Below are 17,145 nucleotides of genomic sequence, written 5' to 3' on the forward strand. Positions count from 1 at the left end.
AGTCACCTTCTGTCGTGATTGCAAACATCCAGCGCCGGTCGCTAGGCCCGACAGCCTCACTTGCCCAGGAACGCTCCGATCCGCTCCAGTGCCCGCAAGATGTTCTCCTCGGAGTTGGCGTAGGAGAGCCTGATATAGCCTTCGCCGAGAATGCCGAAATCGGGGCCGCCGATCAATGCCACGCCGGCCTCGTCGAGCAGCGTCGAAGCGAGCTTCTTTGCTTTCCAGCCGGTCTTCGAGACGTTGGGGAAGGCATAGAACGCGCCCTTGGGCGTGATGCAGGTAATGTTGGGCAGGGCGTTCAATCCCTCGACCACGATCTTCCTGCGGCGGTCGAAAGCGCGCATCATCTTGTCGACATCGTCCTGCGGGCCGTCGATGGCCGCGATGCCGGCAAACTGGCTCGGCGCGTTGACGCAAGACCAGCAATTGACCGCCAGCTTGCGCACCTTGTCGTAGAGGTGAGCGCCCTTGTCGCCATTCGGCCAGATCGACCAGCCCATGCGCCAGCCGGTCATCGCCCAGGTCTTCGACCAGCCATTGAGCACGATCAGCCGGTCGCGGATCTCGGGAAAGCCAAGCAGCGAGCAATGCGTCTCGCCGTCATAGGTCATCACGTCGTAGATTTCGTCGGAGAGGATGGCGACCTGGGGATGCGCCTCCAGCCCCTTGACCAGCTTCTCGATCTCGGCCCGCGGCGTGACGCCGCCGGTCGGGTTGGCAGGTGAGTTGAGGATCAACAGCCTGGTCTTCGAGGTGATCAGCGCCAGCGTCTCCTCGGCGGAGAAGGCAAAGCCGTTTTCCTCGCGCATGGGTACTGGAATAGGTGCCGCACCGGTGAACTCGATCATCGAGCGGTAGATGGGGAAGCCCGGATCGGGATAAAGGATCTCGGCGCCAGGCTCGCCGAACATCAGGATCGCGGCGAACATGGTCGGCTTGCCGCCGGGCAGGATCATCACCGTTTCAGGCGATATCTCGACGCCGGTGGTGGTCAGCGTGCGCCGCACCACCGCCTCGCGCGTTGCCAGCAGGCCATTGGCCGGCGTGTAGCCGTGATGGCCGTCGCGCAGCGCCTTGATCGCCGCCTCGACGATGTGCTGCGGCGTCTTGAAGTCGGGCTGGCCGATGCCGAGATTGACGATGTCGCGGCCCTGTTGGGCCAGTGCTGTTGCCCGTGCCAGCACCGCGAAGGCATTTTCCTCGCCGAGACGGTCGAAAGCCGAAATCGTGTGGAGCATTTTTCCCGTCCGTGTGGTTCTTGCTGTTGGGTCGCGTTTTTGTGAGCTTCGGCTGGCAAAAGTCAAACGGATTGGAGCTTTCGGTGACGGAAAATCTGAAAGATTGGCAACCGCGCCCGCGACCCGAGCGCAAGGCGATCGACGGCCGTTATGTCCGGCTTGAACCGCTGAGCGCCGCAAAACACGGCGATGAGCTCTATGAGGCGTCTTCCGTGTCCGATGTCGATGGCCGCTTCGCCTGGCTGCCCGACTATCCGCCTGAAACCCGCGTTGCCTTCCAACCCTGGCTGGACAAGGTCGAGGCCAGCGAGGATCCGCTGTTCTTTGCAGTCATCGACAAGGCCAGCGGCAAGGTCGCCGGGCGCCAGACCCTGATGCGCATCGATCCGGCCTACGGCGTCATCGAGATCGGCAACATCTATTGGGGCCCGCTCATCTCGCGCAAGCCGGGAGCGACCGAAGCGCAGTTCCTGTTCATGAAATACATCTTCGACGAACTCGGCTATCGCCGCTACGAATGGAAGTGCAACAACCGCAACGAGCCGTCGAAGCGGGCAGCCGAACGGTTCGGCTTCAAGTTCGAGGGCATTTTCCGCCAGCATCTGATCGTCAAGGGTGAAAACCGCGATACGGCATGGTATTCGATCATCGACAAGGAGTGGCCAGCCTTAAGCAAAGCCTATGAAGCGTGGCTCGATCCGGCCAATTTCGATAGCGACGGCCAGCAGAAGCGACGGCTTGAGGATTTTCGCGCGCAGTTAGGTGCGTGAGATCAGGCGCGTAACGGGAGTTGCCATTGGCCCACACCCACGATCACAGCGGGCATGATCACACTGGGCACGATCATGGGCCGGGTCATGTGCATGGCTCGACCGACAAGAAACGCGTGCTTATCGCGGCCTGCCTGACCGGCGGCTTCATGGTCGCCGAAGCGCTTGGCGGTATCCTCACCGGGTCGCTGGCGCTGCTGGCCGATGCAGGCCACATGCTCGCCGATTCGATCGCGCTCGGCCTTGCCTGGTACGCGTTTCATCTCGCGGGACGTCCGGCGACCGTTCGCCTCACCTATGGCTTCGGCAGGGTCAAGACGCTGGTGGCCTATACAAACGGCATTGCCATCTTCGTCATCGCGCTGTGGATCGTCTACGAAGCCTGGGGGCGCCTGCGGGCGCCGGCGCCGGTGCTTGGTGGGCCGATGCTGGTGGTGGCGATCCTCGGCCTGCTGGTCAATATCGGCTCCTTCCTGGTGCTGCATGGCGGCGACCGCGAGAACCTGAACATGCGCGGCGCCATCCTGCATGTGCTGGGCGATCTGCTCGGCTCAGCCGCCGCCATCGCGGCGGCGTTGGTCATTCTGACGACCGGCTGGACGCCGATCGACCCGATCCTGTCGGTCCTGGTCTCGCTGCTGATCCTGTATACGGCGTGGTCGCTGATGCGCGCCGCCGCCCATGTCCTGCTCGAGGGTGTGCCACCCAGCCTCGACCGCGATCTGATCGCCAGGGACATCGAAGCGACGGTCCGGGGCGTCCGCGAAGTGCATCACATGCATGTCTGGTCGCTCGACGGAACCAGCAACATGGCGACGCTGCATGCCTGTCTCGACGAGGGCGTCGACGCGCACCAGGCGGTCAGCGCCGTCAAGAAGCGGCTTGCCAGCGAGCACGGCATCAGCCATGCCACCGTGGAACCGGAATTCGGACAGTGCGCCGACGATAGCCACGAGCACGGCCACGGGCACGGGCATGAAGCGGCCGCGCACCACGACCACCATCACTAGGACCGATCGATTGGTCCTGCCTCAGGAGTTCCAAACCTTGAAAACCAGCTTGATGAACGCCCACTGCCCGGACGCGTCATGATGGATCGTGACACCAGGAATGCGGCCATCGCAGCGGTGTGGATCATGCTTCTGTTCGGCATCGGCGCCTACTATCTGCCGACCGTGATGCTGGCCCTCGGCAGCCTTTCGACCGTGCTGGCCGGCGCCTTCGGCATCGTCTTCGTGCTAGCGTTTTTCTCGGTGTTCTGGCTGCGCGCGCGCAACCAACGCAAAAACCAGGGTAAATAGGCAAGGGATTTTCGACATGCGCATTCTGATCACCGGCGCCGCGGGCATGGTCGGCCGCAAGCTCATCGCCCGGCTGGCCAAGGACGGCATGCTGCGCGGCGGCAAGATCACCGCGCTCGACCTGCACGATATCGTGCCGCCGCAGGCGCCGGTCATGGACGGGGTCAGCATCACCCTCCACACCAGCGATCTTGCCGAGGCGGGTGCCACCGAACGCCTGGTCGCATCGCGCCCCGATGTCGTCTTCCATCTCGCCGGCATCGTGTCCGGCGAGGCGGAGGCGAATTTCGAACTCGGCTACCGCGTCAATCTCGACGGCACGCGGGCGCTGTTCGATGCCATCCGCCTGGCGGGCTTTGCACCGCGTGTCGTCTTCACCTCGTCGATCGCGGTGTTCGGTGCACCGTTCCCGGATGTCATACCCGATGACTTCCATCCGACGCCGCTGACCTCCTACGGCACGCAGAAGCAGATGAGCGAAGCGCTGCTGGCCGACTATTCCAGGCGCGGTTTCTTCGACGGCATCGGCATCCGGCTGCCGACCATCTGCGTGCGGCCCGGCAAGCCGAACAAGGCAGCGTCGGGCTTCTTCTCGGGCATCATCCGCGAGCCCTTGAGCGGACATGAGGCGATCCTGCCGGTGCCGCGCTCCGTCGTGCACACCCACGCGAGCCCGCGTTCGGCGGTCAACTTCCTGATCCATGCGGCGCAGATCGATGGCGCCGCCGTCGGGCCGCGCCGCAACCTGACGATGCCCGGCGTCGCCGTTACCGTCGGCGAGCAGATCGAGGCGCTGGAGCGTATCGCCGGGCCGAAGGCGGCGAGCCTGATCCGTGAGGAGCCGGACGAGACGATCTGGGCGATCGTCAAGGGTTGGCCGACAAGGTTCGAGGCGCGGCGCTCAAGGGAGCTCGGCTTTGCCGCCGAAAAGAGTTTTGACGAGATCATCCGCGCGCATATCGAGGATGAGCTCGGCGGCAAGATCGCAGGTTAAATCCGCAGCACCACGGTGGGGAAAATCACCCGCCTGACGCCAGGCTTGCCGACAAAAGCAACAGTCCGAACAGGAAGACGAAGGCGGCGCCGCCGATCTCGACGATCGAGTGGATGCGGTTGCCCATGCGGCCATCGCCGGCGAAATACACGGCCCAGTTCTTGGCGGTCACCGCAAGTGTGGCCAGCGCCGAGACGGTGATCGCGGTCCCCAGCGACATCGCCAGCACCGACAGCAGGCCGCCGAGCCAGAGCCCGTTGAGAAGCGCGAAGCTGAGCACGATCAGCGCACCGGAGCAGGGGCGGATGCCGACCGCCGCCACCGCCGACCAGGCCGTGCGCCAGTCGAAGCGATCGCCCGACAGCAGCGCCGGGTCGGGCGCATGCGAATGGCCGCAGGTGTCGCAGACCTCGCCCGCCGCGTGATCGTGATGGGCATGATCGTGGCCGTGCGCACCATGGTCGTGATGATCGTGCGAATGGCTGTGCGCATGGTCGTGATCGTCATGCGCGTGCAGGGCGTGCGAATGGCCATGGGCCGCATGCGAATGACCTGCATGCGAATGGCCACCATGAGAATGGCCGGCGTGCGCCGCCGACAGGCTGTAGGCTGGACCTTTGCCGAACAGGCGCAGGACGGCAGGGCCGAGCTTGCGCCACAGCAGCCAGGCGCCGAACAGGGTGACGAAGACAAAGCTCATGACCTCCATGAACCAGGCCGCGTCCGTCATCGACACGGAGGTGCCGCGCAGGACGAAATAGGCGACTCCCATCACCGCGACCGCTGTGAGGCCTTGCAGCAGCGCCGAGATGAAGGACAGCAGGATGCCGCGGCGTAGTGCCACTTCGTTGGCGACCATGTAGGACGAGATCACCGCCTTGCCGTGACCGGGGCCGGCGGCATGGAAGATGCCGTAGGCGAAGGACAGGCCGACGAGTATCCAAATCTTGCTGCCGTCCTGGCGCATCGCCTTCATCGCGGTTGCCAGCGCGCGATAGAATTCCTGCTGCCGCAGATTGATCCACATCAGGATGTGGGCGAAGGGGCCGGTGCTGGGCGCGATGCCGTCATTGACGCCGATGCCGAGCGAACTCTGAGCATGGGCGGAGTTGGCAAAATGCATCATGGCAACAGTGAGGGCTAACAGGCCGAATGCCAAACGCAGGGACGGTTTCGTCACCGGTTTCATCCTTCTGGCTGACAGGTCAGTTCGAGCTTGGTGGCAAAGATCTTGCTCATGTCGGTGCCGGTCGGATCGTTGAAGAAGGCATCGGTAAGGGTCTTCTGGTTTTCCTTGATCGCCTCGTCCGGGTCCGGACGGATCACCTTGCTGGTGCAGTTCGACGGCAGGCCTTCAACCGTGATGTTGGAGTCCTCGGTGAAGTCGATCGCCGTGTAGAACGTCGGATCGTAGACGCCGATGTCGATCTTGCCGTTGAGCTTGATCGGCTCCTTCGGTTCGGACTCGAACAGGATGATCAACTGGTCGTTGTCGAAATTGGCCATCAGATGCGGCGGCGGCGTCATCGCCACGTCCTTGCCGTCCACGGTGACGAGCTGGAAGTAATTGAACTCGGCCAGCGAGGCGTGGACGGTGTCGGCGACTTCCTTGAGCTCGTTGTCGTCGAGCTTCAGGTCGGAGTTCTTGTCGAACTCCATCATCACCGTGCTGGAGAAGAGATCGTCGAAGCGCCAGAGATGACGCAGCGCTTTCACACTTTGGTGATCCGGGGAGAGGATCACGTCGAGGCGGGCCTCGGCGAAGACGTGGGGATGCACCTCAGCCGGTCCGGTGGCGGCAAATGTCGCCGCCAAGGCCGAAGCCAGCATGATTGCGTGCCGTTTCAGGTGCATTCTCGGTCGCGATTCCATTGGGCCTCGGATGAGATGTCGAGAGTTATCAGAAAGGGGGCGAAATTGGGACCGGGACTCGACTGAATAGATCAGGCTTCACGCGTTCTGAACCACTGCACCAGGAAGTCGACGAAAACGCGGACTTTGGCCGGCAGGTAGCGGCGGTGCGGGTAGACGGCGAAGATGCCGCCGCCCGACAGGATGCGGTCATCCATCACCGACACCAGCCGGCCGCTCGCGAGGTCGGGCGCGGCGATGAAATCCGGCAGGACGGAAAATCCGAGCCCGGCTACGGCCGCGGCTCTCGCCGTCATCGGGCTGTTGACCTCGATGGGACCCGACACCGAAACGCTCACCGGATCGCCATTGTCGCCCTTGAACGGCCAGTTGTTCAGTCCGCGGCCATTGGTGTCGACGATGCAGGGCATGCGGCTGAGATCCTGCGGCCGTGTCGGCATGCCATGCCTGGCGATCAGTTCGGGAGAGGCGCAGAGTTTTATCGAAAACGGCGCCAGGCGCCTGGCGATCAGCGACGAGTTCTCCAGCCGCGAGATGCGCACCGCAAGGTCGAAGCCTTCCTCGACCAGATCGACGAAGCGGTCGTCGAGCTGGATGTCGAGCACGATGTCGGGATGCTGCTTGGCGAAATCGATCAGTGACTGTCCGATAGGTGCATCGGCGAAGGTGCGCGGCGCCGACAGCTTGATCCGGCCGCGCACGTCGCCGGAGGATTCGCGCACGGCGTCGGCCAGGCTGTCGACCTCGCGCACGATCTCCGAGGCGCGCCGGTAGTAGGTGTGGCCGGCCTCGGTCATCGAGAACTGGCGCGTGGTGCGGTTGAGCAGCAGGGCGCCGAGTTCGTCCTCCAGCTCGCGCACATATTTCGACAAAAGGGCCTTGGAGCGGCCGATCTTGCGTGCCGCCGCCGAAAAGCCCTCGGCCTCGACCACGTCGATGAAGGCGCGCATGCGGGTCAGTGTGTCCATGGTCAGGCCTTTCGTGCCGCGTCGAGAAGTTTCCGGCCGAGCCGTATCAGGGCAATGTCGCTGCCGGAAGGGCCAAGCAGCGACAGGCCGAACGGGGCGCCGGTGACCGACCCGATGGGCAAGGTGACCTGTGGAAAACCGGACAGGCCGGCCAGGCACAGAAGTTGAAGCGCTCGTTCGCGATAGGCCTGGAACTGCTCCGGCGTGCTGTCCACGTAGGGAGCTGGGCCCGGCACCGTCGGCAGGACAAGGAAGCCGTCCTTGCCCAGCAGGGCGCTCAGTTCGCCGCGAAAGGTCAGCCGGCGCACCTTCTCGGCCTGGGCTGTTTTGTCGTCGACGGCACGGCCAAAGCCGAAACGCTCCTCGACACCGGGACCGAGGTGGCGCTCGCCACTGGTGATCCATTCGCCATGCACCGCCCAGGCCTCCTTGGCCTGCAGCCGGCGAAAGCACCAGTAGAGTTCATCCGGAGACGAGGTGAAGCGCGTCGCTGCCGTCGCCGGCGCGCCGAAGACCGTACTCGCCAGTGCCTTCATTCGAGCATATTCGGCAACCGCCGGGCCGGCGACCAGCGCGTCCAGCCATTCCAGCGTCAGCGGCCGGTCCAGTGCGTGCTGGTGGGGGTCGCGGCCGAGCAGCAGCTTGCCGACGGTCTCGTAGGTCTCGATATCGTCGGCGAACCAACCGAACGTGTCGAAGCTCGGCGCCAGCTTCATCGTGCCATCGAGCGAAATGCGCCCATGCGTGGTGCGCAGCCCGATCAGACCGCAAAAGCTCGCTGGCGCGCGGATCGAGCCGCCGGTGTCGGAGCCGGTGGCGATGTCGGCCAGCCTGCCCGCCACCGCCGCCGCCGACCCCGATGACGAGCCGCCGGTGACGCGGTCTGGCGCTGCCGGGTTCACCGGAAACGAAAAATGCGCATTCTGGCCGAACAGCGCGAAGGCAAGCTCGTCGGTCTGGGTCTTGCCGACGAAGCGCGCGCCGGCATCGAGAATCATCTGCACGGCCGGGGCCGTGCGCGAGGCGGCGTGGCTGTCAGTGAATTTCTGCAAGTTGCCGCAACCTGTGCGATAGCCGGCGACGTCGTAGATGTCCTTGACGGCCAGCCGCAGGCCGGCCAGCGGGCCGAGCTCGGCATGCGCCACCGGCATCTGGCGAAGATCGAGAAAGGCGTTGAGAGGGCCGTGGGTGCCTGTCATCGTTCGCTATCCGGATACGGTTGCCGCAACATCGTTCGATGCCAGAAATTTTACAACCTCGGATGCGATTTTTATTGATTGTGAAACCCATCGCCCTTATATCGCGCTTGCCCAAAGTCGCACGTGCCTGTGGGTGTCCGCCGGTCCTCGAATGGTGAGGGAAATCGGTAAGGTAACTGGAGCCAACCCCTCCAGTCGGTCTAGCGGCCAACCGCCAGCCCGAGGACACCTTGAAGCAACGACGGTGCGGGCCTTTCTGGTGTTCTGCCGGTTGTCCAAAAACCGGGGTTACTGAAGAGGCACACCTTCATTGCCGGCAGTGCGGACGGGTCTCCCATCCAAGCCAAGGCAGACAAAGCGAACCGAGGCCGGGCAAGGCCAAGGTTCACCGCCGCGAGACGGCGCTTCATGGTTCCGGGGTCTCCACCGGCTGGTTCCATGGATTTCCGTCCCGCCTTTGTCCACCGCGTGTTCGCGAGGCTGACAGCCTGCGTCCCGCAGCCTTATGGCGCCCGAAAGGCGCTGATGGAGAGACCCCGATGGCCACCCAGCGCATCCTTGACTTCCTCGCCACCCGACGTCCGACCGGCCCTTGCCTGGTCGTCGACCTCGACGTCGTGCGCGACAATTTTCGCGCCTTCGAGAAGGCGCTGCCCGATTCGAAAATCTACTATGCGGTGAAAGCAAACCCGGCGCCGGAAATCCTGCGCCTGCTTGCCGCGATGGGCTCGTCCTTCGACACCGCTTCCGTTGCCGAAGTCGAGATGGCGATGGACGCCGGTGCGCCGGCGGACCGCATTTCCTTCGGCAACACCATCAAGAAGGAGCGTGACATCGCACGCGCCTACCAGCTCGGCATCCGCCTGTTCGCGGTCGACTGCGTCGAAGAGGTCGAGAAGATCGCCCGTGTCGCTCCCGGCGCGCGCGTGTTCTGCCGCGTGCTGACCGATGGCGAGGGTGCCGAGTGGCCGCTGTCACGCAAATTCGGCTGCGTGCCTGCGATGGCTGTCGACGTGCTGCGCCATGCCAAGGAACTCGGCCTCGACGCCTATGGCGTGTCGTTCCATGTCGGCTCGCAGCAGACCGACCTGACCGCTTGGGACCGCGCGCTGGCCGACGCCAAGGTGGTGTTCGCGACGCTCGCCGAGGAAGGTATCGTCTTGAAGATGGTCAACATGGGCGGTGGTTTCCCGACGCGCTATCTGCGTGACGTGCCGGCGGCCCAGGCCTATGGCCAGTCGATATTCTCGGCGCTGCGCAAGCATTTCGGCAATGCCATCCCGGAAACCATCATCGAGCCGGGGCGCGGCATGGTCGGCAACGCCGGCGTCATCAAGTCGGAAGTCGTGCTGATCTCGAAGAAGGCCGCCAACGACAATGTGCGCTGGGTATTCCTCGACATCGGCAAGTTCGGCGGCCTGGCCGAGACGATGGATGAGGCTATCCGCTATCCACTCGTCACCCGCCATGACGGCACGGAGACCGCACCTTGCGTGCTCGCCGGCCCGACCTGCGATTCGGCCGACGTGATGTACGAGAAGACGCCGTACCCGCTGCCGCTGTCGCTGACCATCGGTGACGAGGTGCTGATCGAAGGCACCGGCGCCTACACGACCACCTACTCGGCGGTCGCCTTCAACGGCTTCGAGCCTCTCCGATCCTACGTGATCTGACGGTTCGAAAGAACCGGTCAGATCATCCCAGGTGGGCGTCCGGCGCCCATCCGGGTTCGCCTGTGGAACAACCTCCGCTCGTGAAGGATCGCGGAAATGGACATTGCAAATTTCATTGTTGAAGGCGCTGCGCGCGGAATCTCCCCCTCAAGGGGGGAGAGTGCCATTGCCGTCATTGCCGAAACCGCCGCCGATGTCGCGGCGCGCGAGGCGTTGCTCGATCGGGCCATGGGGCCGAAGCGGCGGAAAAAATCGTCGGAGAAGCTGCGGCGTGGTCGTCGGCCCTCTGAAGGCCTGGCCTTTGTCACCCACGATGCTTCGGGCGACGTGGCAGGCACCGTGCGGCTGTGGGATGTCACGCTGGGCGAGGGTGGTCCGGCCGCGCTGCTGCTTGGACCGCTCGCCGTCGATCCATCGCTCAAGAGTGCCGGCATCGGCTCGGCGCTGATGCGCCATGCCATCGCCGAGGCGGCGCGGCTTGGCCACGCCGCGATCCTGCTGGTCGGTGATGCGCCTTATTACGGACGCTTCGGCTTCTCCGCCGCCAGGACCGGTTCGCTCGCCATGCCGGGACCTTACGAGCGGCACCGTTTGCTGGCGCTTGAACTGGTGGACGGCGCGCTCGATGGCGTGCACGGCACGTTGAAGGCGGCGGGGCGCAAGCTGAAGACGCAGGAACTGAATTCGGCGGCCTGATGCTTCAGGCCGCCTGAAGCGGCGCGTCTTCATTCAAAACAATACGCCGCCCATTGGGCAGCGTTGGTTTGTCTGATAGTGGTCAGCCGATCAGCTGGCTGAGGGCCATGGCGACGGTCATGTCGCCTTCGACCTTTATCTTGCCGGTCATGAAGGCCATCGTCGGATTCAGATCGCCAGCGATCAGCGAATCCAGGTCGTCGAGCGAGAGCTTGATGGTGCAGTCGGCGGGTGCGTCTGATGTCGAAACGGTCGCGCCGTCGATGACTATGACGCCGTCGCTGCCAGTGTCGAATTTCACGGAACGATCGAACCCGCTGCTTGCCACGCGCGACTTGATCTTCTCGGCAATCTCCTGAACGCTCACGCTGTTCTCCTTGTCTGGTTGCATCTGTCTCGCAACGGCGCTTCGATCCGGCCGAAGCCCGTGCCGCGGTTTCGCGATCACGGTCGCTGCCCGCATATAGCTTTGCGTTGACGTTTACGTCAACGCGGATTCCGGTGGCTGGTTCCTGCCCTCGCGGCAGGTGGGGCCCGATTTGGTCGGAACCCATGAGCAGGGCAATTCAGTGTTCCTTGAACGCCTTGGTCATTTCCGCAGCCGTCTCGCTTTTCTTGCGGCGCAGCCAGTTGTCGCGGATTTCGTCCTTCGACAGGAAATTGACCTGATCGATCAGAACCTCATGCACCAAAGGGGCGCCGACACGCGCGTTGACGGTATCGCGGATGGCGGCGCGGAAGGCATCGAGATCGATCGTCGCCTTCTTGGTGAAGTCGATCTGCGGATTGGAATAGAGGTAGGAATAGACCTGGTCGGTGATCAGCGCTTCCGCCGGAATGGACAGCTTCTTTATCTGCTCGGGTTCGACCGTGTAGACGAGCTTTGTCAGGAAATAGCCGCCGATCTGCGAATCGCGGATCAACGGCACCGAAATGATATCGGTCTTGACGTAGTCGAGGCCGCCCAGCATCGGCTTCGGCGTTTCGCCGACGCCCTTTTCGCCCGCGGCCTGGAACGAATAGAACACCGCGCCGAGCGTGGCGGCGCAGATCCAGACGGCGATGGCGATGACCTTGATCATCGGGCCTCGTCACGGCCTTGAGATGCCAACGCGGCGTTGCCCTCCTGCCTGAGCAGGATCGCAAATGCGTTCCCTGTGTTCGGGATCATGCCTTTGCCCAGCCGAATTCGCCGGCCGAATAGGTGCCGTCGGTTTCGGCGCGCTGGATGGCGTGCCGCAGCAGGCTGGCGACTTCGTTGACCGCGCTGAGGTGCGCCAGGATCGCCGCCTCGTTCTTCGCCAGCTTCTGGCGCAGCCGGGTCAGGCCGTCGCGGTGCTGTTCGAGGAATTCGGCTTCGCTGCCGCCCTTCATGGCGCGGGTCAGCTCGTAGAGATAGCGGCTCTTGCGGGCGTTCGATGCCTTGAGATCATAGTTGGTGGCGTTGCGGATGCCGGCCGTCTCTTCCTCGACCACTTCCTCGATACGTCCGATGATGGCGGCGAGGTTGCCAGGCCGCGCGAACGGGATCGGCGCTTCCGACGCGGTCGTGCGTGCTGGCAGGTTGGCGGTGAATTCCGAAAAGTCGGCCATGAAAATCCCGGTCTGGTTAGATTGAAACTCGGATACGCACTATCTCAATGGTTGAGCATGATCCCTCCCAAAACCGGTTCCCGGTTCCGGGGCATGTCCTAGATCTTGATGTCTGTCTTGACGATGGTCTCGTCACCAGTGATCGACCGCGCCGCCCTGCGCTGCAATTCGTGGACCAGCGAGGTCGACAGACTGTTCTGTTGATCGATCTCGGTCCTTTCCGGCCCGCCCGAAACCGGACCGACCGGCACGATGCGCTTGCCTTCGACATAGTGGTCGGCGAGCATCGACTTGGCGATGCCGATACCACCACGTTCGGCCATGACGTCGGCCACACGCTCGGCAAGCTGCGATTTCCACATGTCGCCGGCCAGGCCCTTGCCGTAGACGCCTTCGGTGTCCTTGGGCAGCATGTTCTGGATGAAGGTCTGCAGCACCATCGCCTCGAACTTCTTGAATTTCTTGGCGGGATCGGTTGCGGCGGCGGCCTTGTCGGCAGTAGCGCGCGACAGGACCGAGCCGGCATCGACCGAAGCGGCGCTGTCGACCGAAAACGCACCCGCAGCACCACCGGCCCGCTTCGTCAGCGCGGCGCGGGCGGCCTCGATATCCGTCGGATCGACGGCTCGGGCCACATCCATAACGATGTCGCTGGGTGGAGAAATCGCCAAGAAAGTCCGCCTTTTTGTCGGTTTTCCTTAGCCAGACAATGCCTCAACAAGCTTGTGGCAGGCTTGCCAAGCGGCAGGCTTGATCTGGTTTCTCCGGATCCCGGTCGCGTAGCCAGGTTCCACTAGGAAGCAGGAAGGCCGGCCCTCGACAGCATTTCAAGGAATCTCGCGTGATAATGATCCTTCACATAGCGCGGCACAAAGCCGGGGCAGACATTACCCAGGTTGAGATGGGGAAGTTGTGACAGGCAATGATGGATGGCCCGCGAGGCCTCTTCGTTGTTCCCGGTTGCCGACGCGGCCGCAGCCCAATAAAGGGCGCCGCGAACGAATCCCGGCTTTGTCCTGACCACCTTGCGGGCGACTTCGAGCGCCCGCTGATCGTCTCCGCCGGCGAACAGTGCGACAACCAGGCCATGGTGACGCCAGAAGTCGATGACGTCATGCGTTCCGAGCCGGATTGCCTCGTTGGCCTCACGTACTGCTTCGCTAACCTGTCCGCGCAACGCAAAGAGCATCGAAATGTCGCCGTGGCCGGTCGGATAGCTCGGGTTGAGGCTGATCGCATGTTGGCACTCGGCGATCGCCTCGTCGATGCGACCGGAACTTTCGAGAGCGAATGACAGGATGCAGCGGGCAATTTCGTCGTCAGGCACTGCCCGTACCGCTGCTTCCGCAAGCTCGACCGCACGCTCGATCTGCCCTGGCTCCCGGGGCAGCGAGCCAAACGCCACGCCCATGGAAATTACGATCGAGAGCGTTCGCTTCGCACGAGCGTTGTCGGGACCTATCGAGACAGCCTTCTCGGCAAGCTCTATCCCGACCAACAGCGAATCCCGGGTCATTTCAAAATATTTCATGAGAGCTTCGTTCACCAACCTGCGCACTTCCGGGGGACCGGGCGAGCTCTTGTCGCGGACTTTCCAGTTGGTCAGTTGAAGGTCGAGGATCACGGCCAGAACAACAGACTGCGCGATCCTGTCCTGGAATTCGAGCGCGTTCTCGGAGTGGCCGTCGAACTTCTGGGCCCAGACGTTGTGGCCGCCGGCGGCATCGACAAGCTGGATGTTCACCCTCAGCCCATTGCCGGATCTCTGGACGCTGCCGCTGAGCACATATTGCGCCCGGAGCGTTCCCGGGGCTTTGGCTTCTTCGGCAGGGCCGTTCTTCTCCGAGGGTGGCAGCGCGGAGAGCACGACATAATCGGCTACCTCGGAGAGGGCCGTGGTGATGTCCTGGACGAGTCCCTTGGCGAAAAAGTCGTCGCCTTGCTTTCCGGTCAGATTGATGAAGTCGGCAACGCTGATCGATGGGCGCCCGAAGCGCTGGCTGGCTGGAACAGTATTTGCCGACTGCACATTTGGCGCCGTGTCGGCGGCAGAGAGCACGGATTGCCAAAGCGCTCGCGTCTGCGGTCCGACGTCGACGCCGAACTCCTTCTTCAGCATGCTTCTGCAAGCCTCGTATGTCCTGAGCGCCCTGTCGCGTTGGCCACATGCGAGGAGCAATTCCATCTTGAGCCGATAGGATTCTTCCCGCGTCGGCTCCATGGCCAGAACACGATCGACCAGGATGACCCCGGTTTCCGCGTCGACGAGACGAGCCAGTTTTTCGAAGGCCTCAAGAGCGCGGCTGAGCAGCCTGTCGCGTTCGGATGCGACCCAGTCATCGAATCCACTGCTCCCCAGATAAAGTCCGTCGAGGAATGGCCCGGTGTAGTTCGCCAGAACCCTTTCGAGTTCCTGCACGGAACGGGCCGAGAGGCCTGCTTCGAATTCCTCCACGTCAACTCGAACCGCGTCTGGCGCGAGGCCGATCAATTCCCCGCGGGAATGGATAATATCCACACCGGCGCGTGACAGATCCCGACGCAGGACGCTGAGGGTTTGCCGCAGGCTGTTGCGCGAGTGTTCGCTATCGCTGTCACCCCAAAACAGATCAGCCAGTCTCTCCCTTGTCGCCACCATGCCGGGACTACGGGCCAGATAAGCAACGATCGCAGGACCCCGTTTTCCGGTCAGCCGAAGCGGATCAGCCGTTCCATTTTCGATCCGGAAACCACCGAAGAGTGAGATTCTATTTGTGGCGCCGCCGCCCTCATTTTGCATTTGCTCTCCCAGCCTGACGAAATTCTAACTCAAAACTAACGCTTCGCAAACTGTAGCGCCCCGCACTCAAGCGCTGTCGTGACGGCAGGTCATTTAGGCTGTGCTAAATTAGGGTCACCGAGCCAACAACTGGCTTTGGCTCGAGGGGGGCGGGTGTCCAAGACTAGAGCCAATTTGCTGCTGCTTCTTGCAGCCGCTTTGTGGGGCCTCGGCAATGTCGCGCAAAAGACGGTGCTTGCTCATCTCGACCCGCTGAATGCCGTCGGCCTGCGCTGCCTGATCGGTGGGCTGCTTGTGCTGCCTTTCGTCTTGACCGAAAGGCGACTGCCCGCCGGGCCGGGCTATCTTTCCAGCCTGGCCAGGATGGGCGTTCTGTTTGCCATCTCCATCACGCTTCAGCAGCTTTGCTATCTCGGCGCCACGGTCACGAATGCAAGCTTCCTGGTGAGCACGGCAACGGTGATGACACCGCTGGCCGCCTGGCTGCTCATCGGCGAACGTCCGACAGCGAGCCTCACCGCCGCCGCCGGGCTGACAATGGTCGGTGCCATGCTCTTGTCCGGCGGGATCGCCGGCCTCGGCAGCGGCGATCTCACCGCCATGCTGTCGGCTGCCTGCTATGCGCTCTGGATGGTCGAGCTTGGCCGGCACATGCAGGCCCATGCGCGGCCGTTCACTGCTGCGGCGACACAGTTCCTCGGCGCCGCCGCCTTTGCCCTGCCGCTCGGGGCACTGCAAGGCAACCTGTCGCTGGCCGCTGCACTTGCGGCCGGCCCGGAACTCGCGGTCCTTGGCGTGTTCTCCACCGCAATCGCCTTCGGCATACAGATTGCCGCCCAGCGCTTCACCCCGGCCAGTCATGCCGCCGTGATCGTCAGTGCCGAAAGCGTCTTCGGGGCGTTGGGCGCGGCGATCTTCCTCGGCGAACGGTACTCACCCGCGGGCGCACTGGGTGCAGCGATCATTCTCGGTGCGATCCTGTCCGTCGCAATGTCGAACCGAACGCCGCAGGCATGCGCGCCCTTGTTGGCCCGCCCGGTTCAACCCTTCGACGCGGCCTTTGCCATTGCCGCTACTCCAGCAGCCTGGCCGGGCGATCGTGCCGCCGCCAATTCAGGTCCAATGGAGGAATGTGATGACCCTTGCGGTTGATGCGAACGTATTCCCAACCCGACGGCCGCCCAGCACGTCTGCAGCGGCCGGCTTTCGCCGGCAGGTTCGGCGATCGACCAGAGAACCGGCAAGACGGATCAATTCGTATTTGAGAGTGGCGGGGATACTTGCAGCTTCGGTGTTTTGGGGACTGCAGGCACACGCAGCCGACGTTGACGTTGCCGTTGTATTCGCTGTCGACTTCTCGTCCTCGATCGATCCAGAGATTGCCGATCTACAGCGTGAGGGTCATGCCGCGGCGCTCACTTCGCCAGAGATCATCGCGGCCATCACGCGGAACTACGTTGGCTGCATCAGCGTGGCCTACTTTGAATGGTCGAGTCCCGGGCACACACGCATTGTGCTGCCGTGGACAAACATCTGCGGGCTGGAGGATGCCAGAGCGGCCGCGTCGGTGATCAGCAAGAAAGGGGATACCGGCTTCACCCGTAGAGGGCGAAGAGGAACATCCGTTTCCTCCGCTATTGACGTTGGAAGTCTTCTGCTCGACCAGTTTCCCGGAAAGGCGGCCAAGAAAGTAATCGACATCTCTTCCAATGGTGAGAACAACGACGGACTTCCTGTTCAGCCGAGCAGGCTGAACGCCATTGCCAAGGGGTATACGATCAACGCGATCGCCATTCCAACGCAAGATGAGAATCCCGATCAACCGTTGGCATCCTACTTTGCCAAATCGGTCATTGGCGGTTCGCAAGCCTTCGTCATAACGCCGAAGGGGCCAAACGACTACGCCATGGCCCTTCGCCGCAAGCTGGTCACTGAAGTAAGCATGGACGTCGGCCGACAATTCCCGCAACAGGCGGATGGGCGTTCTTCGCAACCGTAATTCCGTACGTTTGAGAGGATCAGCTTGATGGGTTTGGCCAACGATCAGGACTCGGCACTC

The 17,145-nt window shown here is 63.1% G+C and carries 18 protein-coding genes; 8 read left to right on the forward strand and 10 right to left on the reverse strand.

Features of this window, described 5'->3' with window-relative positions:
* Window positions 1–56: 56 nt before the first annotated feature.
* Window positions 57–1,241 (reverse strand): pyridoxal phosphate-dependent aminotransferase, encoded by a 1,185-nt coding sequence (locus tag NKG99_RS00985; protein ID WP_352863312.1) that lies wholly within the window; start codon window positions 1,239–1,241, stop codon window positions 57–59.
* A gap of 83 nt (window positions 1,242–1,324) precedes the next feature.
* Here NKG99_RS00985 and NKG99_RS00990 point away from each other — a divergent pair, with 83 nt between their 5' ends.
* The 4 genes from NKG99_RS00990 (at window position 1,325) to denD (ending at window position 4,306) form a co-directional block, all read left to right on the forward strand.
* Window positions 1,325–2,011 (forward strand): GNAT family N-acetyltransferase, encoded by a 687-nt coding sequence (locus NKG99_RS00990; protein WP_352863314.1) that lies wholly within the window; start codon window positions 1,325–1,327, stop codon window positions 2,009–2,011.
* 26 nt (window positions 2,012–2,037) lie between these two features.
* Complete coding sequence (locus tag NKG99_RS00995) at window positions 2,038–3,021, forward strand: cation diffusion facilitator family transporter (protein WP_352863316.1); 984 nt, start codon at window positions 2,038–2,040, stop codon at window positions 3,019–3,021.
* Window positions 3,022–3,099: 78 nt separating this feature from the next.
* Window positions 3,100–3,312: a hypothetical protein gene (locus NKG99_RS01000; protein WP_352632630.1), complete on the forward strand. Its 213-nt coding sequence runs from the start codon at window positions 3,100–3,102 to the stop codon at window positions 3,310–3,312.
* Window positions 3,313–3,328: 16 nt separating this feature from the next.
* Window positions 3,329–4,306 carry a D-erythronate dehydrogenase gene (denD, locus tag NKG99_RS01005; RefSeq protein WP_352863318.1) on the forward strand — a complete coding sequence of 326 codons (978 nt, stop codon included), beginning with the start codon at window positions 3,329–3,331 and terminating at the stop codon, window positions 4,304–4,306.
* A 25-nt stretch (window positions 4,307–4,331) separates the two neighbouring features.
* Here denD and NKG99_RS01010 read toward each other — a convergent pair whose 3' ends face one another.
* From NKG99_RS01010 to NKG99_RS01025, 4 genes are all read right to left on the reverse strand, one after another.
* Window positions 4,332–5,495, reverse strand: a complete 1,164-nt coding sequence (locus tag NKG99_RS01010; protein WP_352863320.1) for a nickel/cobalt transporter — start codon at window positions 5,493–5,495, stop codon at window positions 4,332–4,334.
* Complete coding sequence (locus NKG99_RS01015) at window positions 5,492–6,160, reverse strand: DUF1007 family protein (RefSeq protein WP_352863322.1); 669 nt, start codon at window positions 6,158–6,160, stop codon at window positions 5,492–5,494. Before NKG99_RS01015 ends, NKG99_RS01010 begins: the two co-directional genes overlap by 4 nt.
* 89 nt (window positions 6,161–6,249) lie before the next feature.
* Window positions 6,250–7,146 carry a LysR family transcriptional regulator gene (locus tag NKG99_RS01020; protein WP_352863324.1) on the reverse strand — a complete coding sequence of 299 codons (897 nt, stop codon included), beginning with the start codon at window positions 7,144–7,146 and terminating at the stop codon, window positions 6,250–6,252.
* A 2-nt stretch (window positions 7,147–7,148) separates the two neighbouring features.
* The gene (locus tag NKG99_RS01025) at window positions 7,149–8,345 is read right to left on the reverse strand and encodes an amidase (protein WP_352863326.1); all 1,197 of its coding nucleotides are present in this window, start codon (window positions 8,343–8,345) and stop codon (window positions 7,149–7,151) included.
* Between the two features lie 539 nt (window positions 8,346–8,884).
* Here NKG99_RS01025 and odc2 point away from each other — a divergent pair.
* Both odc2 and NKG99_RS01035 read left to right on the forward strand, forming a co-directional pair.
* The gene (gene odc2 / locus NKG99_RS01030) at window positions 8,885–10,018 is read left to right on the forward strand and encodes an ornithine/lysine decarboxylase (RefSeq protein WP_352863328.1); all 1,134 of its coding nucleotides are present in this window, start codon (window positions 8,885–8,887) and stop codon (window positions 10,016–10,018) included.
* Window positions 10,019–10,114: 96 nt separating this feature from the next.
* Window positions 10,115–10,714 carry a GNAT family N-acetyltransferase gene (locus NKG99_RS01035; RefSeq protein ID WP_352863330.1) on the forward strand — a complete coding sequence of 200 codons (600 nt, stop codon included), beginning with the start codon at window positions 10,115–10,117 and terminating at the stop codon, window positions 10,712–10,714.
* Window positions 10,715–10,796: 82 nt separating this feature from the next.
* Here NKG99_RS01035 and NKG99_RS01040 read toward each other — a convergent pair whose 3' ends face one another.
* The 5 genes from NKG99_RS01040 to NKG99_RS01060 form a co-directional block, all read right to left on the reverse strand.
* Window positions 10,797–11,081, reverse strand: a complete 285-nt coding sequence (locus NKG99_RS01040; RefSeq protein ID WP_056582750.1) for an SCP2 sterol-binding domain-containing protein — start codon at window positions 11,079–11,081, stop codon at window positions 10,797–10,799.
* A 199-nt stretch (window positions 11,082–11,280) separates the two neighbouring features.
* Window positions 11,281–11,796: a hypothetical protein gene (locus NKG99_RS01045; RefSeq protein ID WP_352863331.1), complete on the reverse strand. Its 516-nt coding sequence runs from the start codon at window positions 11,794–11,796 to the stop codon at window positions 11,281–11,283.
* 85 nt (window positions 11,797–11,881) lie between these two features.
* Window positions 11,882–12,307, reverse strand: coding sequence for a hypothetical protein (locus NKG99_RS01050; RefSeq protein WP_352863333.1), 426 nt, complete (start codon window positions 12,305–12,307; stop codon window positions 11,882–11,884).
* Between the two features lie 98 nt (window positions 12,308–12,405).
* Window positions 12,406–12,978, reverse strand: a complete 573-nt coding sequence (locus NKG99_RS01055; protein WP_352863335.1) for a rod-binding protein — start codon at window positions 12,976–12,978, stop codon at window positions 12,406–12,408.
* Between the two features lie 122 nt (window positions 12,979–13,100).
* Complete coding sequence (locus tag NKG99_RS01060) at window positions 13,101–15,086, reverse strand: BTAD domain-containing putative transcriptional regulator (RefSeq protein ID WP_352863337.1); 1,986 nt, start codon at window positions 15,084–15,086, stop codon at window positions 13,101–13,103.
* Between the two features lie 153 nt (window positions 15,087–15,239).
* On the opposite strand from NKG99_RS01060, the gene NKG99_RS01065 reads away from it, so the two are divergent.
* Both NKG99_RS01065 and NKG99_RS01070 read left to right on the forward strand, forming a co-directional pair.
* Window positions 15,240–16,238 (forward strand): DMT family transporter, encoded by a 999-nt coding sequence (locus NKG99_RS01065; RefSeq protein WP_352863339.1) that lies wholly within the window; start codon window positions 15,240–15,242, stop codon window positions 16,236–16,238.
* Window positions 16,222–17,085 carry a DUF1194 domain-containing protein gene (locus NKG99_RS01070; protein WP_352863341.1) on the forward strand — a complete coding sequence of 288 codons (864 nt, stop codon included), beginning with the start codon at window positions 16,222–16,224 and terminating at the stop codon, window positions 17,083–17,085. The genes NKG99_RS01065 and NKG99_RS01070 overlap by 17 nt, the downstream gene beginning before the upstream one ends.
* The last annotated feature ends 60 nt before the right edge of the window (window positions 17,086–17,145 follow it).

This window comes from Mesorhizobium sp. M1409, from assembly GCF_040317535.1.
Taxonomy (GTDB): Bacteria; Pseudomonadota; Alphaproteobacteria; order Rhizobiales; family Rhizobiaceae; genus Mesorhizobium.

Bases quoted from the DNA above. Each gene is read 5' to 3' on its own strand.
- NKG99_RS00985 (WP_352863312.1), bottom strand. From the start codon at position 1,241: ATGCTCCACACGATTTCGGCTTTCGACCGTCTCGGCGAGGAAAATGCC.
- NKG99_RS01000 (WP_352632630.1), top strand. From the start codon at position 3,100: ATGATGGATCGTGACACCAGGAATGCGGCCATCGCAGCGGTGTGGATC.
- denD (WP_352863318.1), top strand. From the start codon at position 3,329: ATGCGCATTCTGATCACCGGCGCCGCGGGCATGGTCGGCCGCAAGCTC.
- NKG99_RS01010 (WP_352863320.1), bottom strand. From the start codon at position 5,495: ATGAAACCGGTGACGAAACCGTCCCTGCGTTTGGCATTCGGCCTGTTA.
- NKG99_RS01015 (WP_352863322.1), bottom strand. From the start codon at position 6,160: ATGCACCTGAAACGGCACGCAATCATGCTGGCTTCGGCCTTGGCGGCG.
- NKG99_RS01020 (WP_352863324.1), bottom strand. From the start codon at position 7,146: ATGGACACACTGACCCGCATGCGCGCCTTCATCGACGTGGTCGAGGCC.
- NKG99_RS01025 (WP_352863326.1), bottom strand. From the start codon at position 8,345: ATGACAGGCACCCACGGCCCTCTCAACGCCTTTCTCGATCTTCGCCAG.
- odc2 (WP_352863328.1), top strand. From the start codon at position 8,885: ATGGCCACCCAGCGCATCCTTGACTTCCTCGCCACCCGACGTCCGACC.
- NKG99_RS01035 (WP_352863330.1), top strand. From the start codon at position 10,115: ATGGACATTGCAAATTTCATTGTTGAAGGCGCTGCGCGCGGAATCTCC.
- NKG99_RS01045 (WP_352863331.1), bottom strand. From the start codon at position 11,796: ATGATCAAGGTCATCGCCATCGCCGTCTGGATCTGCGCCGCCACGCTC.
- NKG99_RS01050 (WP_352863333.1), bottom strand. From the start codon at position 12,307: ATGGCCGACTTTTCGGAATTCACCGCCAACCTGCCAGCACGCACGACC.
- NKG99_RS01060 (WP_352863337.1), bottom strand. From the start codon at position 15,086: ATGCAAAATGAGGGCGGCGGCGCCACAAATAGAATCTCACTCTTCGGT.
- NKG99_RS01070 (WP_352863341.1), top strand. From the start codon at position 16,222: ATGACCCTTGCGGTTGATGCGAACGTATTCCCAACCCGACGGCCGCCC.